Genomic DNA, 17,532 nt, shown 5'->3' with positions numbered 1-17,532 from the left:
CGGTGTCAGTTGATCTTCACAATGCCGCCCTTCAGGGTGGTGGAACCGCTGGCGCTCAGTTCCAGCGTGCCGTCCCCTTTTACCGAGGCGGTAGCGCCCTGCAGGGCCAGCTGGCCCTGCGCCTTGCCCGCGATGCTGGCCCCTTCCATCGACAGCTTGCCGCTGCATTTCATGGTCAGGTTGCCGCTGCTCTCCAGGGTGATGGTGGTCTGCCCCGCGCTGAGGGTCAGCTTCTTTTCGCAGCAGAGGGTGCCCTCCCCCGTCTTGAAATTGAGAGTCAGGGCGTTTTTGCCGTCCTTGTCCTGCAAAGCGGCGGTCTGGTTCTCATCGTCCAGCTTGAGCACCACCCCCGAGGGCATGGTCAGGGTGACGGTCTGTTTTGCTTCCTCGTCATGGAATGTCAGGTCGATCTTCTGGGGGGTACGGATGGCGTAGTCCTCCACCTTCCCCTCCTGGATGGTGAAAGGCGGGGTCAGCTCAGTGTTCCAGATGCTGCCCAGCACCACCGGCCGGTGGGGGTCGTCGCCAAGGTAACCCAGCACCACCAGATCGTCCACATGAGGCGGGAAATAGACCCCGCAGCCCTTGCCCCCCATGGGGGACATGAAATAGCACCAGTCGGTCTCCTCCGCTTCCGGCACCCCGATCAGCAGGCACTTGACCCGGTTCAGCTTGTCCGGGTCGGTGACGTTGGTGATGCGGGCCAGCGTCAGGCCGCTGCGGCCCATCTGCCGCTCCGAAGACATCTCTCCTCCCAATAAATTTCCAAACTGCTGCGCCAGGCTCATAGCTTCGCTCCCTTGAACTCAAATGATGTGGTGTAGCCCGCCGCCGAAAAGCTGTGGCGGACTTTGGTCAGAAAATACAGGCCATTGATATGGCAGCTGTCGCTGCCCTCGATCTTCAGGTAGCGGCCGGGGATCAGTTCGGGGATACCCACGCATTCCCCCTCCCCGGACACAAAGTCCATAGCCTGGCTGTTCAACTGATTCTGGGCTATCTCATCACACTCTTCCTGCGTGCGGGCAAACTCGCTGTACTCCCGCAGGCAGGTGTCCTTGTAAGCAGGTACCAGCTGGGCAGCGGACTTGCCGTCGCCTCCCACCGTGACCGAGCTGGCCGTGCCCTGGACGGGATTCAGGTTTACATCCCGGCCATAAACCTCCACCTGTCCCACCTGATGGGCCAGGGAGACCCGTTTGGAAAAGCGGCTCAATCCCATTCCAAACGTCAATGTCAGGATCTCCTTGCTGTTTCCCGCAAGATCATCAAAGATCATCTCTCCATCGATCACCAGCAACGACGTACTAAAATATTTGGCCAGCATCTTTAGAAAGTCCCAGTCGCTCATTTCTTCCTTCACAAGAGGCACCTCAAAATCCTTGAGGGTACCTACGGTGATGCTTTTGGCAAAACCTGCGGACACTGCTTTGTTCAAAATGCCCTTGACGATCTCGGCCGTCTTGCGCTGGCCGGCATAGATGGGCTCCCGATTGCTCATCAAAAAGCCCAGCCCGTCAATGCCATCTATATGGATGTGCGCCAGCCCATCTTTGGAAAACTCCATGGAATAGTCGTCCAGATACCCGTAAAAGAGTTCTTTCTTTTTCACATAGCCGCCCTTGATGACCAGCTTTGCGCCGGGCTCCACCAGGTCGATGAGGTCCTCGTCCCAACAGCTGTTCTCGAGGTCATACCCGGCGTCCATCGTAAAACTGCATCCGCTGGCCGTGTCTATCGACAGCTCGATATCCACCTGTGAGATGCCGGACAGTACCTTGCCGGCCAGGGTGACCTCACAGCCGGGGGCGGAAAAATCCTTGTATTTATCCACCAGATCGGTGTATTGATACGTACTCTTGTCCAAGGAACCGTCCCCCTTTCTCCGTTCGGCAGGTCTGTGCGTCAGTCTTTCAGAGCCGGCAGCACCAGCGTCTCCCCCGAGCGCAGCCGCCGCGGGTTGTCGATGCCGTTGGCCTGGGCGATCTGCCGCCACTGTCCGGCGCCGCCGTACTCCCGGGCCGAGAAGGCCCACAGCGAATCCCCCTGCCGGACTTTCCGGTATTTGGTGGTATCCGGCGACTGGCGCGGGTTGAGGGTGCCGCTTTTGGGGTCGACATACTGGATGAAGGTGCAGTTCAGCACGGCGCGCACCGGCAGCCCGTTCTCGTCGAATTTCGTAAAGTGTTCCTCACAGCTGGACAGATAGCCCACGAACTGCAAGGACGCCCATTCCACCTGCAGCCTGGGCGGGCAGTGGGCATCCGCGTTCACTTCCATCAGGTCGTAGATCTTCCGGGTATAATCCCGCACATCGATGCTGTTGTCCAGCGAGATCTTGCGGCTGTTCTCCAGGAACTTCTTGCGGTCATCCTGCGACCCTCCCACCTCGTCTGCGGCAGACAGGCTGTCAAAAAACAGCTCGAAGCTCAGCTCTTCCCCGTTGCCGCTCTCAAACTGTGTAATAGGTCCATCCGTCCCCATTATACTGATGGATGAGTAATTGACGCTGCGCTTGCAGGTATAGCTCTGGGGATTGTAAAGCACGATGATCTCTTCGTCGGTCTCCAGGTTGACGATGGTCATTTTTTCCACATGGGTCGATGCGTTCAAATTGCCGGGGCCTGTATACACAGCGTCGGCCTCCTTTCGTTTATACCGGCGCTATCGGCCGCTGCGGCGCAGCTCCCGGCGCAGGCGTTCTTCAATGATGCGGTAGACCCGGTCGGCGGTGCGCCGGATCTCGGCCTCCCGCTCTGCCTTCTGGCGGGCGCTCTGCTCCTCCTCGTTCTTCTGCGGATGGATCAGGCTGGGCGGCACCTGGGCCGCATTGGACAACTGAGGCGGGGCCGCGCTTTGCGCCGCCTGGCCCTGCGGCAGGACAGTCTGTACCGTCCCGCCAGGCGCTGCCATGGCCTGGGGCGATGTCCACTGGAACTGCCGCGGACCAGCCTGCGCCGGACGGGGCCCTTTGGGCAGCGGGCCTTTTTCCAGCAGCTCCCTGGCCCAGTCAGGCAGCGCTTCCATTCCCCTGGCCTGCTCCGGACGGTCGGAGCGGGAAAGCTCCGGGCTGCCGCCTCCGGCCAACACCAACTGGGGAGGCTGCTCCTGTCCGGGCACGCCGTCTCCTGCGGCGGGGACGGGATGCACCAGGCGGATATCCCGTGCGGCGGGGTTCCCGCTCTGGACCGCGCCGCGGTGCAGGGTCAGCGCAATGGGCCGGGCCGACGAGGCCACGGACTTGTCCTGTGCCGGCAGGGCGGACAGCGGGTTTTGCGCCGGGGTCTGCCCTGCGGCCTCCTGTGCCCGGTAGACCAGCTGCTCTGCCGCCCATGCCGCCCGTGCCATGGCAGGGGGCAGCATTTGGGCTGCGGCGGCCTGCCCCTCTTCCCGATCCGTGCGGCCTGTATTATTTTCCGCTTGTGCGGAAGATTGTGCGTAATCTGTCTGAATCAGGCGATTTGTGTTGTTTTCCGCCTGTGCAGAAGATCGTGTGCGGGTCGTTTGGGCCGGGTGGGTTGCTTCTCTCACGGTCTGTGCGGGAGCCTTATGATCTGCCGGGCGGGCGGTTTCCGCTTCGCTCTCGCGGTAGATCAAAGGTTCCTGCATCGGGGCCGGAACCTGTGCACTTTCCGCAGGCAATGCCTGGGGCACTGCATCGTGGCCGGTCGCCTGCTCTTGCAGTTTGGCGGCCTGTACCGCCCCATGGGATTCCTGCCCGATCTGGACAGCAGGATGCCACCCTGCCGGGCGGTCTGTATCCTTTTCAGCCTGTACGGAAGATTGCTCGTAAGTTGTCCGGGCCGGATGATTTGTGCCGGTCTCCGCTTGTGCGGAAAGGTGTGCGTAATTTGTCTGAATCAGGCGATTTGTGTTGTTTTCCGCCTGTGCAGAAGATTGTGCGCGGGTCGTTTGGGCCGGGCGAGCTATTTCACTCGGGGTCTGTGCAGAGGTCTGACGTTCTGCCGGGCGGGCGGTTTCCGCTTCGCTCTCGCGGTAGATCAAAGGTTCCTGCATCGGGGCCGGGGCTTGCGTACTTTCCGCAGGCAAAGCCTGGGGCACTGCATCGTGGCCGGTCGCCTGCTCTTGCGGTTCAAGGCTCTGCACCGGCCCACTGGAGTCCTGCCCTTGCAGTTCGGAACCCTGCATAGCTTTGAGGGGTTCCCGCTCTTGCAACACAGGGGACTGCGAAACCCTATGGGATTCCTGCCCGGTCTGGGCAGCAGGATGCCGCCCTGCCGGGCGGTCCGTATCCTTTTCCGCTTGTGCGGAAGATTGCTCGTGGGTTGTCCAGGCCGGATGATTTGTACCGATCTCCGTTTGTGCGGAAGATTGTGCGTAATTTGTCTGAATCGGGCGATTTGTGTTGTTTTCTGCCTGTGCAGAAGATCGTGCGTGGGTCGCTTGGGCCGGGCGAGCTATTTCACTCGGGGCCTGTGCAGAGGTCGGACGTTCTGCCAGGTGGGCGGTTTCTGCTTCGTTTTCGCGGTAGATCAAAGGTTCCTGTATCGGAGCCGGGGCCTGCGTACTTTCCACAGGCAATGCCTGGGGCACTGCCTCGGGGCCGGCTGCCTGTTCTTGCGGCTCGGCGGCCTGCACCGACCCATGGGATTCCTTCTCTTGCAGCTCGGAAACCTGCATAGCTTTGTGGGGTTCCCGCTCTTGCAATGCAGGGGACTGCGAAGCCCTGTGGGGGTCCTGCTCTTGTAGATCGGAAACCCGCATAGCTTTGAGGGGTTCCCGATCTTGCATTTCAAGAGCTTCCACGACCCTACTGGATTCCTTCCCAGCCTGGGCAGCAGGATGCCGCCCTGCCGGGCGGTCTGTATTATTTTCCGCTTGTGCGGAAGATTGCTCATAGGTCGTCCGGGACGGATGATTTATGCCGGTCTCCGCTTGTGCGGAAGGGTGTGCGTAATTTGTCCGAATCGGGCGATTTGTGTTGTTTTCTGCCTGTGCAGAAGATCGTGCGTGGGTCGCTTGGTTCGGATGGGTGGTTTCGCCCGTGGCTTGTGCGGGGGCCTTATGATCTGCCGGGCGGGCGGTTTCTGCTTCGTTCTCGCGGTAGATCAGAGGTTCCTGCATCAGGGCCGGGGCCTGCGTACTTTCCGCAGGCAAAGCCTGGGTCACTGCATCGGGGCCGGCTGCCTGCTCTTGCGGCTCGGCGGCCTGCACCGACCCATGGGATTCCTTCTCTTGCAGCTCGGAAACCTGCATAGCTTTGTGGGGTTCCCGCTCTTGCAATGCAGGGGACTGCGAAGCCTGCGTGTTTTCCGCAGGCCATGCCTGCCCCTGTTCCTTTGCAGAAGTAGCGCGACGCTCCATCCCGCCTGCCTCGCTCGCATCCCGGGAGTTGGAGGATGGCTCGGGGCCGGGTCGACGGGATGGATGCGCGCCCTTTTCTGCGTTTTGACTGTTGTACGGTAGATGAGGCTCCTGGGAGAGCCGGGCCTTGTGGGTCAGGGCCGGGTCCTGCGCAAAGGGTCCGTCCATGGGGACGGCCTGCCCTGCGGCAGGCTGTTCCGGCGCAGAAGGCTCCGCCGCATCCCGCCAGGACAGCGGTTTCCGGGCGGGAGCCGCCGGAGGCTCTGTCCTGGGCCGGCCGGATAGAACCGGATTTTTGGCGTGGTTGAGGGCCAGCGTCTGTTCCACCGCCTGGTGCACCGCGTGCATCATCTGGCGGGCCGTATCGGGGGACAGTTCGCTCTGGTGCAGCCATTCCAGCTGGGGCTGGGCCTGCCACTGCAAAGCCTGTTCCCGGCGGCGGCGCAGCACATCGGGCAGCAGGATGCTGCCGCCCGCAGCCTGGCCGTCCTCCTGCGATTTGGGGGCCGGATAGCCCGGGTGGGCCGGCAGGGTCTGGGGCGCCCATCCGCCTGCGGACGGCACGGCAGCCGCCCGGGTGGCCAAAGTCAGAGGCTGGGCCGCAACGCTTTGGCTCTGTCCGCCCGCTGTGGGGGGCTGTGTCCAGCGCCCTTCTTCCAGACGGATCTCCAGCTTGTGGAGCACCTCCTGCTTTTTTTGCAGTTCCCGCTCTTTGATCCGGACTTTCTCCAGGATGCGGGTCTCCAGCGCGGCCTCCCGGACGCCGGACTTCTTCTCCGGCTCCTTGCGGGCAGGAGCTGCTTTGGGCGCATCCATGTGGATGTCCACAGAGAGTTCCACCTCCACCGGGGGCGCGGCGTCCGGTTCCTCATCCTCCTCCCGCAGGGTCAGGGGCAGAGGCGCATAAGCCCCTGTTTCCAGCCGGATACGCTGCTCCAGCTCCTGCTGGAACAGACTGGACAGTACCCCAAAGGGGGACAGCCCCAGCTGTTCGGGCTTGATCACCGCCATATCCTCTCTGCTGACTTTGATCTTAGAAGCATCCATTGTAAATCAGCTCCACACGGGTGACTGCCAGCGCCGGCTGGTTGCTGTTCAGCTCCGGGCCGACGTACTTCTGCAGATAAGCGTTTTCGATGCACCAGGTGCGCACCGTTTCCCCAAAACTGTCCTTCAGGGTGACGGTGCCCTGCAAAGGCACCATCCGCCCTTCCAGGCAGTCGCTCATCAGCTGGGAGAACGCATCGTCCTCAACGATCACGCCCTGCTCCAGCACCAGCACCTGGGGCTTGCTCTCTTTCAGGAAGAACCGGGGGTAATTGCTGCCCCCTTCGCTGTAAACCTCATATTCCAGTTCCATATTCAGGCCCGAAACAGAGGTGAATCGACCTGCGAGTTTTTCCTCCCTGTCATCGTATACCGCCGTGTCGTCCTCCTCGAAAAGAGAGACTTCAAAGTATGCGCCGGACAAAAACTCCATGCCCTGTCCACCTCCTTCAGGCACAAGCCTGCTCTGCTGCGCATCAGAACAGTTCCCTTCTCACCCCTGTGATGGCAAGGGTCAGGCTTTCGATCAGCATCTCGCTGCGCAGGCCGTCCATTTCGCTGAGGGAGTAACCGATGGGCAGAGCGTCTTTCAGCTCCCAGATCACTCCCTTGTAGTCCTCGTTCAGGGCCAGCACCCGCACCGTGCGGTACAGGGACTCGCCCCCCGTAGGGCCTGTGTCATTGCCGGCAGCCGCGGCATACAGCCAGTCCAGCAGTTCATAGTCTCCCACCACCCCTTTGGCCAGGGTCACCGGTTCGTAGCGGGTCTGCACAGGGACATAGCCCTGCACCCCGCGCGGGTCCCGGCCCGCCCTGGCCTGGATGGTCTCCACCGTCATGTTGACGCCGGAAAACTGGGAAAAGGCCGCCGTCACCCGGCTGTCGCCCCCTTCGATCTCCACCAGGAACCGGTAGGAGCGCAGCGGTTCAAAGGTCTCGTCGTCTCGGTTTCCCATGGCAGCTTCACCTCTTTCTCAGCGCAGCGGGATGGACTGCTGTTTGTCGGGGCCGTTGAGCTTCTGGTTGACCTCCGACACCTCGCGGCACCAGCGGCGCCGCTCCCAGTGGGGCAGCTTCATGATCTCTGCCCGGGGCCAGTGCAGATAATAGGCCAGGAACGCCATCTCCTGGAAAAGCTGTTCCTGGGGGTACAGCACCAGCCCTAACTCAACAAAAAATCCAGCGGCACCTCGATCTCCTGATTGCAGTGGGGGCAAACGACCTTGTAGCTGGGCAGGTCGGTCGTGTTGATCCGCTGGTACAGATCCTGCAGGTAAGCCAGGTCCATGGTGAACATACCCTCGATCACCTTGGTGTTGATGCTGGACAGCGTACCCAGCCGGGTGATCACCCGGGACAGCAGGATGATGGTCAGATAGCCCGCATTCTGCTGCACCCGGGGATCCCGCAAAGGCAGGATCTCATCGGCGGCAGTGGCCAGACGCATGGTGCCCCGGCGGTGGACCTCGCCGTTTTTGTCCACATAGCCCCGCGGCAGTTCAAATTCAAATTCGGTTTCCATACATTCTCCTTACAGGCTGCGGCGGAGACGGCCCTGATCACCGCCGCGCAACAGCGCAGAGAGGGTCAGGGCCGCCAACACTTCGAGTTACATAGGATTCAGCCCGCCGCCAGCCCTGCCTCTATCACATGGGCGAAGGCTCGCCTGCCACGCCGGCCGGCGTGTGCTCCAGGCCCTCGTGGCACAGTTCCAGGGACTGGATGGCCACTTCGCTGCCCATACCGTTCAGGTCCGGCACGGTGTAGCCTACGGGCCATGCGTTGATCAGGGTCCAGGAAGGGCCGTCGGCGCCGGAGTCGTCGATCAGGGTGATGAGCACGTCGTGGCGCACCAGGCCGGTCGGGGGCGCGTTGTTGGTGGGGGCCACCGAGTTGAGCCACTCCAGGAAATCGGAGTCATCGGAGATGCCCCAGCGCAGGGTGATGTTGCCGAACTTGGTCAGGCCGGGCAGTTTGCGGGGGGTGTTGCGCAGGTCGTCGCCTTCGCGGTACTCCACCGCATCGATGGAAGCGCTCATGCCGGAGACTTCCGAGAAGCTGGCGCGGTTGATGCCATCGATCTCCACCCGGTAGCGGAATACTCTGTAGGGATAATTGATGTTCGCCATTTATGTTTTCATCCTTTCTGTCAGACTGTCAGGCGTAAAGGACAGCCGCTCATTCGCCGGTGGCAGTCTTCTGGGTGATGCGGAAGATCACAAATTCTGCGGGCTTGACCGGTGCGATGCCGATCTGGCAGATCAGGCGGCCGTTGTCGATGTCGTCCTGGGTCATGGTGGTGGGTCCGCACTCCACAAAGAAGGCCTGATCGGGGCTGGAGCCTGCCAGGGCGCCGTCACGCCAGCAGGTGGCCAGGAAGTTTGCGATGGTGCGGGTCACGCGGCTCCACAGCGCCTCGCTGTTGGGCTCAAAGACGACCCAGTTGGTGTTGGCTTTGATGGACTCCTCGACGTAGATGAACAGGCGCCGGACGTTGACGTACTTCCACAGCCCGTTGGAGCTGATGGTACGTGCGCCCCAGACCCGGATGCCGCGGCCGGGGAAGGCGCGGATCAGGTTGACGCCCAGGGGGTTGAGGATATCCTGCTCACCGGTGTTGTAGCTGCAGGACAGGCCGGTGCAGCCCCGCACCACTTCGTTGGCGGGCGCCTTGTGGACGCCGCGCTCGTTGTCGCTGCGGGCGTAGATGCCTGCCATGGCGCCGGAGGGCGGGAAGTAGGCCGCGTGCTTGGAGCCTGCGTCGTACATCTGCAGCCAGGGATGATACATGGCCGCGTAGGTGGAATCGTACATATCACGGAAGTTGGCCACGTCGTTGGTCTTGGTCAGCTCCATGGGGATATCCAGGATGGCAAAGCAGCTCTTCTTGTTCTCACAGAACGCGATCAGGGCCGACTGCACCTCGGGCAGGGTGACGCCGGGGATGGCCATGATGGACACGTTGCCGTTCTCCAGGAAGGCCTGCAGGCCGGTGCGCTTGCCGGGGCCGTCGTCCTTGCCCAGGTAGGTGCCGGCTGCCACGGTCAGCACGGTGCCGTTGCTGCCGCCGGCAGGGGTCAGGACCAGCTCGCTGCCGGTGCCGCCGCACAGCTCGTAGGGCACCACCGTCTCAGCGTCGGCCTTCGGCTCCACCTCCACCCGGATCAGCTCGCTCTTGGCGGTCTTGACGGGGGCGTAGTTCAGTGCGCCGGCCTTGAGGGACAGGTTCTCATAGACCTCCACCATATCGTCCAGGCGGGCGGTGATGGTGATCTCGCAGGTCCGAATGTACTTGCTGGTGCCCACACGGCTGTCCGCCACATCGGCGGTGCAGGGGGCGTCCAGGGTGACCACACGGTCCAGCACGCTCTTGACGGTGGCATAGACCGCTTCCTTGCCGTCAAACAGCTCGACCACATCGCCGGGATTGAAACCGTCGGCGTTCTTCAGGGTCAGGTCTGCGCCGTCCACAGCCAGGACCTGGGTCTTGGCCTTGCTGGCAGGAGCCACGGTGACCCGCATATTCTCCGCCCATGCGCCGGGGTTGGCTGCGCTGATGGTCAGCACGCCGGCCTGCACGACGCCGGCCTTGGCGTCAGCGGGGGCTGCGCGCATGATGTAGGCCCGCGCGCCGCCGTTGAGGAAGAACTGCTCCACCGCATACGGAAGGAACCGTGCGCCGCCGTAGGCTGCCTCGCTGAGATAGCCGCCGTACATCCGCTTGTAGTCCGCAAAGCTGGTCACCAGCTGGGGCTGGCCTGTCACAGGGCCGCGCTCGGCCAGGCCCACAAAACCTGCCGTGCTGGTGCTGACGCCCTGCATGGGGGATGCCCCGGAATCGTACTCCTCTACATATACACCTGGGGACAAATATTCTGCCATGTTGTTGCTTCACGCCACTGTTTTGGCTGGGGCCGGTCGTGAAGCGCCCCTCCTTTCGTCTTGATATTTGGTTTGGGTGGATGATCTATCGGACCATGAGCGCCCGCCCAGAGGGCAGATGCTCTGGCTCACAAGGTTGGATGTTCCGGCGCAAACAGGCGCCAGAAGCGGCACAGGACGGCCGCGTTGTATTCGATGGCCTCCCGCACCAGGCGGGCGCCGTCGTAGGGGTCGGGCAGTTCGGCTTCGGTGCGGAACACCGGCCAGCCCTCCTCCGAGAGGAACATGGCCCCCCGGATCACCTGGCCGTTGACCTGGCTGCACCGGCGGCAGGCTTCGTCCCGGTCCGCCGCCCGCAGCGGCAGGCGGCCATAGGCCAGCATCCGGCCGGTCAGGCAGCGGCAGGCCATATCCCATACGGCGCCGTCTTTGGACAGGCGGAAACAGATCCATCCGTCCGCCTGCTCCCAGGCTGCGCCGCTGCTCTCCAGCAGCGCGGTCAGCAGCCGTCGGATCTCCTCAGATCCCACCGGACTCCTCCTCTCAAAGTTCCAGCGTCCCGCCCGCTGCAAACGGCATCTGCCCCCAGTCGGGAGCAGCCTGCAGTTGGGGCTGGTCCGGGACGCAGGCCAAAGGCTCGGTCAGGGCCGGCGGCGGCAGACGGGTGCTTTCCAGCTGAGGCCCGGTCTTTTGGGCCTGTACCAGCGCCAGCAGGGCGCTGTTGCCGATCCGCTCCGAAAGCTCCAGCACCGTCCGGGCAGGCATCTGCTCCAGGCCGGCACCGGCCAGCAGGGCCTGCAGGGCTGCTTCAACCGGCAGGAGGCTGCTGCTCGGGCTGTTCCGCCTGGTCTGGCGGCTCTGCTGCTGTTCCTGCCTGCTGTCCCGCTCGGTCCGGCGGCTTTGCTGCTGCACCTTGGCCGTCCCCCTTTCCTCCGGGTTTGCCGGGCGGCTCGGGCGGCGGCGGGAGCGGCATCTCCGCCAGCTCCCGGGCCACCTCGTCCAAAGTATCTTCGCTCTCCATCTCCTGCAAAGCCTCCTGGGCCTTGTCGGAGATCCAGCGCAGTTTGTTGATAAACGCTTCTTTCATCTGAGCTTTGCGCTCGATCAGGGCATGGGTATGGACGATGGCGTTCTGGAGCACCGGTTTTTCGCGCGGGTCCCGGGTCTCGGCCAGCTGCGCCCGATACCGGGCCAGCAGGGCCTGTTCCCGCTTGTCGTCCAAAAAGGGATAGACCCTGCGCAGGGTCTGGGCGCCTTCGTTTTCCTCCAGAGCGCCGGTCCCTCCGGCCATCTGCGCCATGGAATCCACCACCGCGCGGGCGTCGGTCAGCACGTCCACCACCAGGCCCACGGCGCTTTGTGCGTAGCCGCGCCAGAACACCATCTGGTCCGGCGCGCTGCCCGGCACCGTCCGGGCCTGGCTGCCTCCCGCAAAGAGGTTTTGCCGGTGCTGCAGGGGTTCCGCCTGGCCCAGCGACCGCTTGAGGCAGGTGGCCAGCATCATCCGGCCGGTGCCCTGCAGTACGGCGGCCGCCATATTCCCGCGCTGGAAAGCCAGCTCCGAAAAGGTCCGGAACGCTCCGCCGGACAGCTCCGGGTGGGCCTGCAAAGGGCGGCTTCCGCCAGCCTCTTTCGGCTGTGCGCCGGGGCCGGCGGCCTGCCGGGTCTGTTTTTCGTCCGCCCCGGTCAGCTGGGCGGCCCGCTGGCGGCCGATCTGGTCGAAGGTCTCGCGGAACTGTTCGGTCACCTGGTCCAGAGGATCCCGGTAGCGGAAGGTGCTCCCCTCCACTGTCTGGTTCAGCTGGCGCCGCACCGACAACTGGGTCAGGGGCGCCGGATCGGCAGGCTTTTTGCGGACGAGTTTGGTCTGCACGATATCCCCCCTCAATTCATCCCCATCAGCCGCCGGAACGACCGGTGGAGGCTGTCCTCCTCCGCCGGGCGGAGCAGGAAGTCTGCCGCATGGATGCGCAGGTACTGGATGGCGTAGCGGGGGGTATCGTCCATCACCACCAGGCGGCAGCCCGCATCCTGTTCCCGGATGCGCCGGGCTGCCAGGAATCCGGCGGTGTCCCCCAGGCCCATCAGCACACCGTGGTAGCGGCCGGGGCCAAAGCCCTGCCAGAATTGCTCCATGTCGTAGATGGGAAAGATCTCTGCGCTGCAGCCGGTCCGGGCACAATACTGCTGTATGCATTTGCACAGATATCGGGTCTCTCCCGGAGAGCACCCGCAGATCGCCAGCCGCATGGTGTGTCCTTTCCTTTTCTGCTTCCAGAGTCCTTTCTCAAGGTGGGGCGTGCCTGTGCGGTCCGGCTGTCCAGCCGCGCGTAAGACCGCGGTTTTGCCCCCCGGGCAAAAGGCGGAATGGCCCGCACCTCCCGGGTCGTTTTTATTGTAGCAGGTTTTTTTCTGCCGCGCAGGGATTTGGCACGAACAGCTGTCAACTGTCATAAAATGCACAAAAAGCGCGGAAGCCGCACCGCTTCCACGCTTTTCGACACAAGTTGAGAGGACCTCAGCGGCCCCAGTTTTTGGCCAGCATCCACTCCTGCAGACGCCGGCGGGCCTCCCCGAAACTCTTGAGGCTGATGGGCACCCGCTGGCCGTTTTCCATCACGAAATCCCGCTGCTGCAAAGCCTGCACCCGGTCCAGGTTGACCAGATAACTGCGGTGGCAGCGGAAAAACCGGCTGTCCTTCAGCTCGTCCTCCAGGGCGTCCATGGTGCGGCGCAGCCCGTACACCCGGCCCCCGGCATGGATGGCGGCGGTATGGCGGTACATCTCCACATAGTCGATGTCCCCCACACGGATGGTCAGCTCCTCCCCTTCCATGTCCACCCGCAGCAGCCGCAGCCGGTCGGCGGTCTGCTGTACGAACCAGTCCATGGTGCGGTCCAGCTGGCCCTGGTCGAAGGGCTTGAGCAGATAGTCCATCACCTGCAGGTCAAAGCCTTCCATCCCGTGTTCCTGGCTGGTGGTGGCAAAGACCAGGGCGCACTCCTCCCCTCTCTGCCGCAGGCTGCGGGCGGTCTCCACCCCCGTCATCCCTTCCATAAAGATATCCAAAAACACCAGGTCCCACTGCCCCAAGGTCCACCGGTCCAGCAGTTCCTCGCCGCTGGAGGCCACGTCCAGCCGCAATTCCAGGGCGCAGCGCTGGCAGTACTGCCGGACCATCCGGGCCAGGGCGGCCCGTTCCTCCTCCAGGTCGTCGCAGATCATCACCGAGATGTACACAGCGTCTCCTCCTCTCTCCATTCCTTCAGCGCCTGGCGCAGCAGCGACGCCTGCTGCCGGCTGACCGAGATGCTCCGCCCGTCCACGGCCATGTTCAGACGCCCGCCCGCAAAGCTGCCCACCCCCGACAGATGGACGATGAACGCCTTCTGGCACCGGAAAAAGGGCGGTCCGGGCAAATCCTCCTCCAGCTTTTTGATGGGCACGCTGACCTGGACGCTCCCGCCGTTGGTCAGGCGCAGGATGCTCTCCCGTCCGGCCGCCTCGGCATAGGCTACCTGGCACAGCGGCAGGCGCACCCGTTCCCGCCGGGCCGGCAGGTCCAGCCACTGCAGACCGCACCGCCAGGCCGAAAAGCACTGGTCCATGGCCCGGCCCAGCTCCTGCCGGGAAGCGTCGGGGGCCAGAAAGGCCGCGGCGTGCCACCGGTAGGCCGAAATGGCCTGCCGGGACCGCCTTGACACCACCACCAGCCCCGTCCCGGCCAGAGCGTCGGGCCGCCGGGGCCCGCCGCCCGGGATGGTGTCCGCATCGATGAACAGCAGCTCGGGACCCTGGGCGGGCAGGCTGCCGCTTTGCTGTATGGCGGTCTCGACGCAGTGGGCGGCCGCCCACCGGCCCAGCATGGCGGTCAGCCGCAGGGCCAGCGCGTCATCCTGGGTGCACAGCACGATCCGGGCCGGGCGTTCTCCATGCAGCATGGCCGGCGCCTCCTTTCTCCATCCGCCGCCCATCGCGGCGTTTTGCACAATCTCTCTTATGGAAAGATTTAACAGCTTTTGGGCCCCGAGGTAAAGAGAATTTACGCAACCGGTCCGATTTTTCCGCAAGTGGGAGGATTTTACCGCAAGTGGGAATGGATGCGGTTTGACATAGGCCGCAAAATCCATTAGACTTTATACGACACAGCTTCCAATCAAGGAGGTGGCGGCATGCTGCACATTGCCTGCTGTGACGACGACCGTTTCTGGCAGGAGCAGTTCCTGCGGCAGCTGGACCGGCTGCTGTCCGCCAGGGGGACGACTTTCCGGATCGACACCTACAACAGCGGCGCCGCTCTGCTGAAAGCGCTGTCTGTTTTGAACGCCCAGCCCGACCTGCTGTTCCTGGACGTGGTGCTGGGCCGGGACAACGGCATCGACCTGGCCGCCCGGCTGCGCCAGCTGCAGCCGGAGCTGCCGGTGGTGCTGATCAGTTCCAGCGCCGAGTACGCCCTGCCGGGCTACACGGTCCACCCCGCCCACTACCTGCTCAAACCCATCTCGGACCAGGCCCTGGCCGAAGCGCTGGATTTCTGTCTGCCTCCGCCTCAGGAGGCGCCCTCGGTGGTCATCCGCTGCAAAAAGGCCGAGAAGGCCGTCCCGGTCAGCGAGATCCTCTACATAGAGGTCCTGGATACCCTCCTCAAGCTGCACACCTGCTCCGGCGAGGTGTACCAGACCAGCGGCCATCTGAGCCAGATGCAGCAGCGCCTGCCCCCCGGCCAGTTCCTGCGGTGCCACAAGAGCTATCTTGTCAACCTGGAATACGTGGAGGGCATCCGCCGCTACGTCCTGATGCTGCGCAACGGCCAGCAGATCCCGGTCAGCAAGAAAAACTATGTCCCGGTCAAAAAGGACTACCTTCGCTATTGCAGCCAGCTGCAGCCTTAAAATACCCCGATGGCCCCACAGGCCTTTACCCCGTTTTCTTTTCACCCTATGGATCAAGCAAAGGAGTTTACGATCATGAACATCCAAAAACACGTTGACGGTCAGACCCTTACCCTCGCGCTGAAAGGCCGGCTGGACACCACCACCGCCCCCCAGCTGGAGCAGGAGGTGCGCGCCAGTCTGGACAATGTGACCAAGCTGGTGATGGACCTGGCAGAACTGGACTACCTCTCCAGCGCCGGGCTGCGCGTGCTGCTGTCGGCCCAGAAGCAGATGAACCGCAAAAAGGGCCGCATGGTGGTGTGCCATGTCTGCGAGCCGGTGATGGAGGTCTTCGACATGACCGGGTTCTCGGACATCCTGACCATCGAGGAGTGAGCGGAGCTTTCCTCCCTCTCAAAAAAGGAGACTGCCTATCATGAGTCCTTCTCAGGCGGAGCTGTACAAGCGGCCCCGCTTATTCGTGTTTATCCCCGCCGTGACGCTGTGCGCCTTTTTGCTGGTGGCCGTCATCCACTACGTCGTGTCCAGCTCCCAGGCCGCAGAAAGCGTCCAGCCTGACCTGTCGGGCTGGGAGATGACCCTTGCCGACGGTTCCCCCATCGCCCCCGATCCGGCGGGCGGACTGGATCTCCCCGAGGGGGCCATCCTCTATCTCACCGCCGATGCGCCGGCCTTTGCTTCCGGGCAGGCGGTGGCGTCGGTCCGCTCGAAAGGGGTGCTGTACGCCTTCCTGGTGGACGGCCAGCCGGCCGCCGACCCCTTCGGACTTTTGGGCGGGAGCGGCGGCTCCCAGGCCCTGCCGGGCGGGATCTATACCTTCCGCTGCGGCGCGGGCTCCCGGCTGACCATCGCGGTACAGTTTTTGACCGTTCCCCCCAGCGTGGAAAACCTGCCCTCTGTCACCCTGTACGACGGCGTCGCCGACTACGACAGCCAGAACGTCCATCTGGGCGCCTTTTCCTCCCTGCTCATCGGGCTGTTTTTGACCATCGCCTTTTTGATGCTGGCCATCTTCCTGATGCAGTTGTGGCGGGGCGCGCCCGAGTGGGGCTCGCTGCTGCTGGCCGTCACCGCCCTGGCCATCTGCCTCAACCGCACCATCCTCTACGCCGACATCATGCGCAACACCCTGAAAGACCCGGGCCTTTACCTGATCGTCCGGCATGTGCCGCTGCTGGCCGTCCTGCTTTTGCTGTGGCAGCACCTGGAAGGCCGGGCCAAAAAGATCCTTGCGGTGCCGGCTCTGGGCGGCGTGGGCTGCATGGCCGGCCTGCTGGGCTACAACCTGGCGGCGCCGGAACGGGTGACCGGCGCGGTCTATTTCATGCGCTGGTGGCTGCTGCCGCTGGTGCTGTTTGCCCTGCTGCTGACCGGCGCATGGCAGGCCGTCCGTGCATGGCGCGGCAAGGCCCACCACGGCAGCTGGTTCTGCCGGTTCTTCATCACCGCCGGGTGCAGCATGGCGGCCATGATCTGCCTTTCGGTGCTGAGCGTCGTCCTGTACGGGCCCAGCAAGCCGGCATGGGCCTATACTCCCCTTGCCGTCGAGGGCTTTACCCTTTTCCGGCCCGCCCTCCGGCTGAGCTACCTGACGGCCATCAGCAGCTTTGTGCTGGCGACGTACGATTTCATCCAGATGTTCCTCTCCCAGGAGCAGGAGCGCCAGGCCATCATCCTGCAAAACCGCTTTGCCACCGAGCACGCCGACGCCCTCTACCGCACTCTGCTGGAGACCCGTTCGGTCCGCCATGAGATCCGGAGCCGCACCGAGACCCTGCGCATCCTGTGCGAGGAGGGGGATCTTGCGCGGATCAAGGCCTATGTCGAGCAGTTCTACGCCAACTCCCAGATCACCCCCAGCCTGTACAGCGCCAACCAGCTGGTCAATGCCCTGGTGGCGCCCCGGCTGCAGACGGCCCAGGATGCGGGCATCCATGTGGACGCCCTGATCCAGGTGCCCGAGTCCCTGCCGGTTTCGGACATCGACCTGTCCACCCTGCTGGTGAATATGCTGGACAACGCGGTGGTCGCCGCCTCGGCGGTGCCCGACCCGGCCGAACGTCAGCTGACTTTGCGGATGAACCTGCGGGGCAACCGGCTGCGGCTGTTCTGCCGCAACAGTTACACCGGCGAGCTGACCCTGCGCAAAGACGGCCTGCCCGCCTCCAAGCGGGGCAAGTGGCACGGCTGCGGCATGGAGCTGATGCGCCGCGTCGCCAAAAAATACGACGGTTCCATGAACGTCGAGCACGAAAACGGGCTGTTCACCCTGGACGTCTTTTTGCTGCTGCCCTTCCCCTACAAGGACCAGCCCGACTGAACGCGGCCCCGCGGCCTTGCCGGCTGCGGGGCTGTTTGCATTTTATAACAGTTGGCCGTCTT

Annotated in this window: 19 protein-coding genes; 3 read left to right on the top strand and 16 right to left on the bottom strand. The window is 63.5% G+C overall.

All coding sequences use genetic code 11. The features are described from left to right. Positions 1 to 5 precede the first annotated feature (5 nt). From B5G12_RS06390 to B5G12_RS06315, 16 genes are all read right to left on the bottom strand, one after another. Entirely contained in the window at positions 6 to 746 is a 741-nt protein-coding gene (locus B5G12_RS06390; RefSeq protein WP_144064107.1) for a phage baseplate assembly protein V, read from the bottom strand. Between the two features lie 38 nt (positions 747 to 784). Further along, entirely contained in the window at positions 785 to 1,867 is a 1,083-nt protein-coding gene (locus B5G12_RS06385) for a phage late control D family protein (RefSeq protein ID WP_087324308.1), read from the bottom strand. A 38-nt stretch (positions 1,868 to 1,905) separates the two neighbouring features. Further along, positions 1,906 to 2,634 carry a CIS tube protein gene (locus tag B5G12_RS06380; protein ID WP_087324307.1) on the bottom strand — a complete coding sequence of 243 codons (729 nt, stop codon included), beginning with the start codon at positions 2,632 to 2,634 and terminating at the stop codon, positions 1,906 to 1,908. Between the two features lie 30 nt (positions 2,635 to 2,664). Next, a complete protein-coding gene (locus B5G12_RS06375; protein ID WP_087324306.1) occupies positions 2,665 to 6,372 on the bottom strand; it encodes a hypothetical protein in 3,708 nt (1,235 codons plus the stop codon). After that, positions 6,359 to 6,805: a phage tail protein gene (locus B5G12_RS06370; RefSeq protein WP_087231446.1), complete on the bottom strand. Its 447-nt coding sequence runs from the start codon at positions 6,803 to 6,805 to the stop codon at positions 6,359 to 6,361. The genes B5G12_RS06375 and B5G12_RS06370 overlap by 14 nt, the downstream gene beginning before the upstream one ends. Positions 6,806 to 6,848: 43 nt before the next feature. Further along, complete coding sequence (locus tag B5G12_RS06365) at positions 6,849 to 7,328, bottom strand: phage tail protein (protein ID WP_087324305.1); 480 nt, start codon at positions 7,326 to 7,328, stop codon at positions 6,849 to 6,851. 18 nt (positions 7,329 to 7,346) lie between these two features. Then, complete coding sequence (locus tag B5G12_RS06360; RefSeq protein WP_204245663.1) at positions 7,347 to 7,529, bottom strand: DUF6760 family protein; 183 nt, start codon at positions 7,527 to 7,529, stop codon at positions 7,347 to 7,349. 5 nt (positions 7,530 to 7,534) lie between these two features. Continuing rightward, entirely contained in the window at positions 7,535 to 7,894 is a 360-nt protein-coding gene (locus B5G12_RS06355) for a hypothetical protein (protein ID WP_087231440.1), read from the bottom strand. Positions 7,895 to 8,018: 124 nt separating this feature from the next. Further along, on the bottom strand, positions 8,019 to 8,501 hold the full coding sequence (locus B5G12_RS06350) for a phage tail protein (protein WP_087231437.1): 483 nt from the start codon (positions 8,499 to 8,501) through the stop codon (positions 8,019 to 8,021). A gap of 49 nt (positions 8,502 to 8,550) precedes the next feature. Next, positions 8,551 to 10,254, bottom strand: a complete 1,704-nt coding sequence (locus tag B5G12_RS06345) for a phage tail sheath family protein (RefSeq protein WP_087324304.1) — start codon at positions 10,252 to 10,254, stop codon at positions 8,551 to 8,553. A 128-nt stretch (positions 10,255 to 10,382) separates the two neighbouring features. After that, positions 10,383 to 10,784 (bottom strand): hypothetical protein, encoded by a 402-nt coding sequence (locus B5G12_RS06340; RefSeq protein ID WP_087324303.1) that lies wholly within the window; start codon positions 10,782 to 10,784, stop codon positions 10,383 to 10,385. A gap of 13 nt (positions 10,785 to 10,797) precedes the next feature. Further along, positions 10,798 to 11,166 (bottom strand): hypothetical protein, encoded by a 369-nt coding sequence (locus B5G12_RS06335; protein WP_087324302.1) that lies wholly within the window; start codon positions 11,164 to 11,166, stop codon positions 10,798 to 10,800. Beyond that, complete coding sequence (locus B5G12_RS06330; RefSeq protein WP_087324301.1) at positions 11,063 to 12,127, bottom strand: hypothetical protein; 1,065 nt, start codon at positions 12,125 to 12,127, stop codon at positions 11,063 to 11,065. The genes B5G12_RS06335 and B5G12_RS06330 overlap by 104 nt, the downstream gene beginning before the upstream one ends. An 11-nt stretch (positions 12,128 to 12,138) precedes the next feature. Continuing rightward, positions 12,139 to 12,504, bottom strand: a complete 366-nt coding sequence (locus B5G12_RS06325; protein WP_087324300.1) for a hypothetical protein — start codon at positions 12,502 to 12,504, stop codon at positions 12,139 to 12,141. A 268-nt stretch (positions 12,505 to 12,772) separates the two neighbouring features. Then, the gene (locus B5G12_RS06320; protein WP_087324299.1) at positions 12,773 to 13,516 is read right to left on the bottom strand and encodes a LytR/AlgR family response regulator transcription factor; all 744 of its coding nucleotides are present in this window, start codon (positions 13,514 to 13,516) and stop codon (positions 12,773 to 12,775) included. After that, on the bottom strand, positions 13,480 to 14,196 hold the full coding sequence (locus B5G12_RS06315) for a LytR/AlgR family response regulator transcription factor (RefSeq protein WP_144064106.1): 717 nt from the start codon (positions 14,194 to 14,196) through the stop codon (positions 13,480 to 13,482). Before B5G12_RS06315 ends, B5G12_RS06320 begins: the two co-directional genes overlap by 37 nt. Positions 14,197 to 14,427: 231 nt before the next feature. Here B5G12_RS06315 and B5G12_RS06310 point away from each other — a divergent pair, with 231 nt between their 5' ends. From B5G12_RS06310 to B5G12_RS06300, 3 genes are all read left to right on the top strand, one after another. Continuing rightward, the gene (locus tag B5G12_RS06310; protein ID WP_087231413.1) at positions 14,428 to 15,147 is read left to right on the top strand and encodes a LytR/AlgR family response regulator transcription factor; all 720 of its coding nucleotides are present in this window, start codon (positions 14,428 to 14,430) and stop codon (positions 15,145 to 15,147) included. A 75-nt stretch (positions 15,148 to 15,222) separates the two neighbouring features. Beyond that, complete coding sequence (locus B5G12_RS06305) at positions 15,223 to 15,525, top strand: STAS domain-containing protein (RefSeq protein WP_087231410.1); 303 nt, start codon at positions 15,223 to 15,225, stop codon at positions 15,523 to 15,525. Between the two features lie 40 nt (positions 15,526 to 15,565). Further along, positions 15,566 to 17,470: an ATP-binding protein gene (locus B5G12_RS06300; protein ID WP_087324297.1), complete on the top strand. Its 1,905-nt coding sequence runs from the start codon at positions 15,566 to 15,568 to the stop codon at positions 17,468 to 17,470. Positions 17,471 to 17,532 lie beyond the last annotated feature (62 nt).

This window comes from Faecalibacterium sp. An58 (genome assembly GCF_002161515.1).
GTDB lineage: Bacteria > Bacillota > Clostridia > Oscillospirales > Ruminococcaceae > Faecalibacterium > Faecalibacterium avium.
Note: the sequence above shows the minus strand (reverse complement) of the source record. Positions and strands in the feature narration are given on the sequence as shown.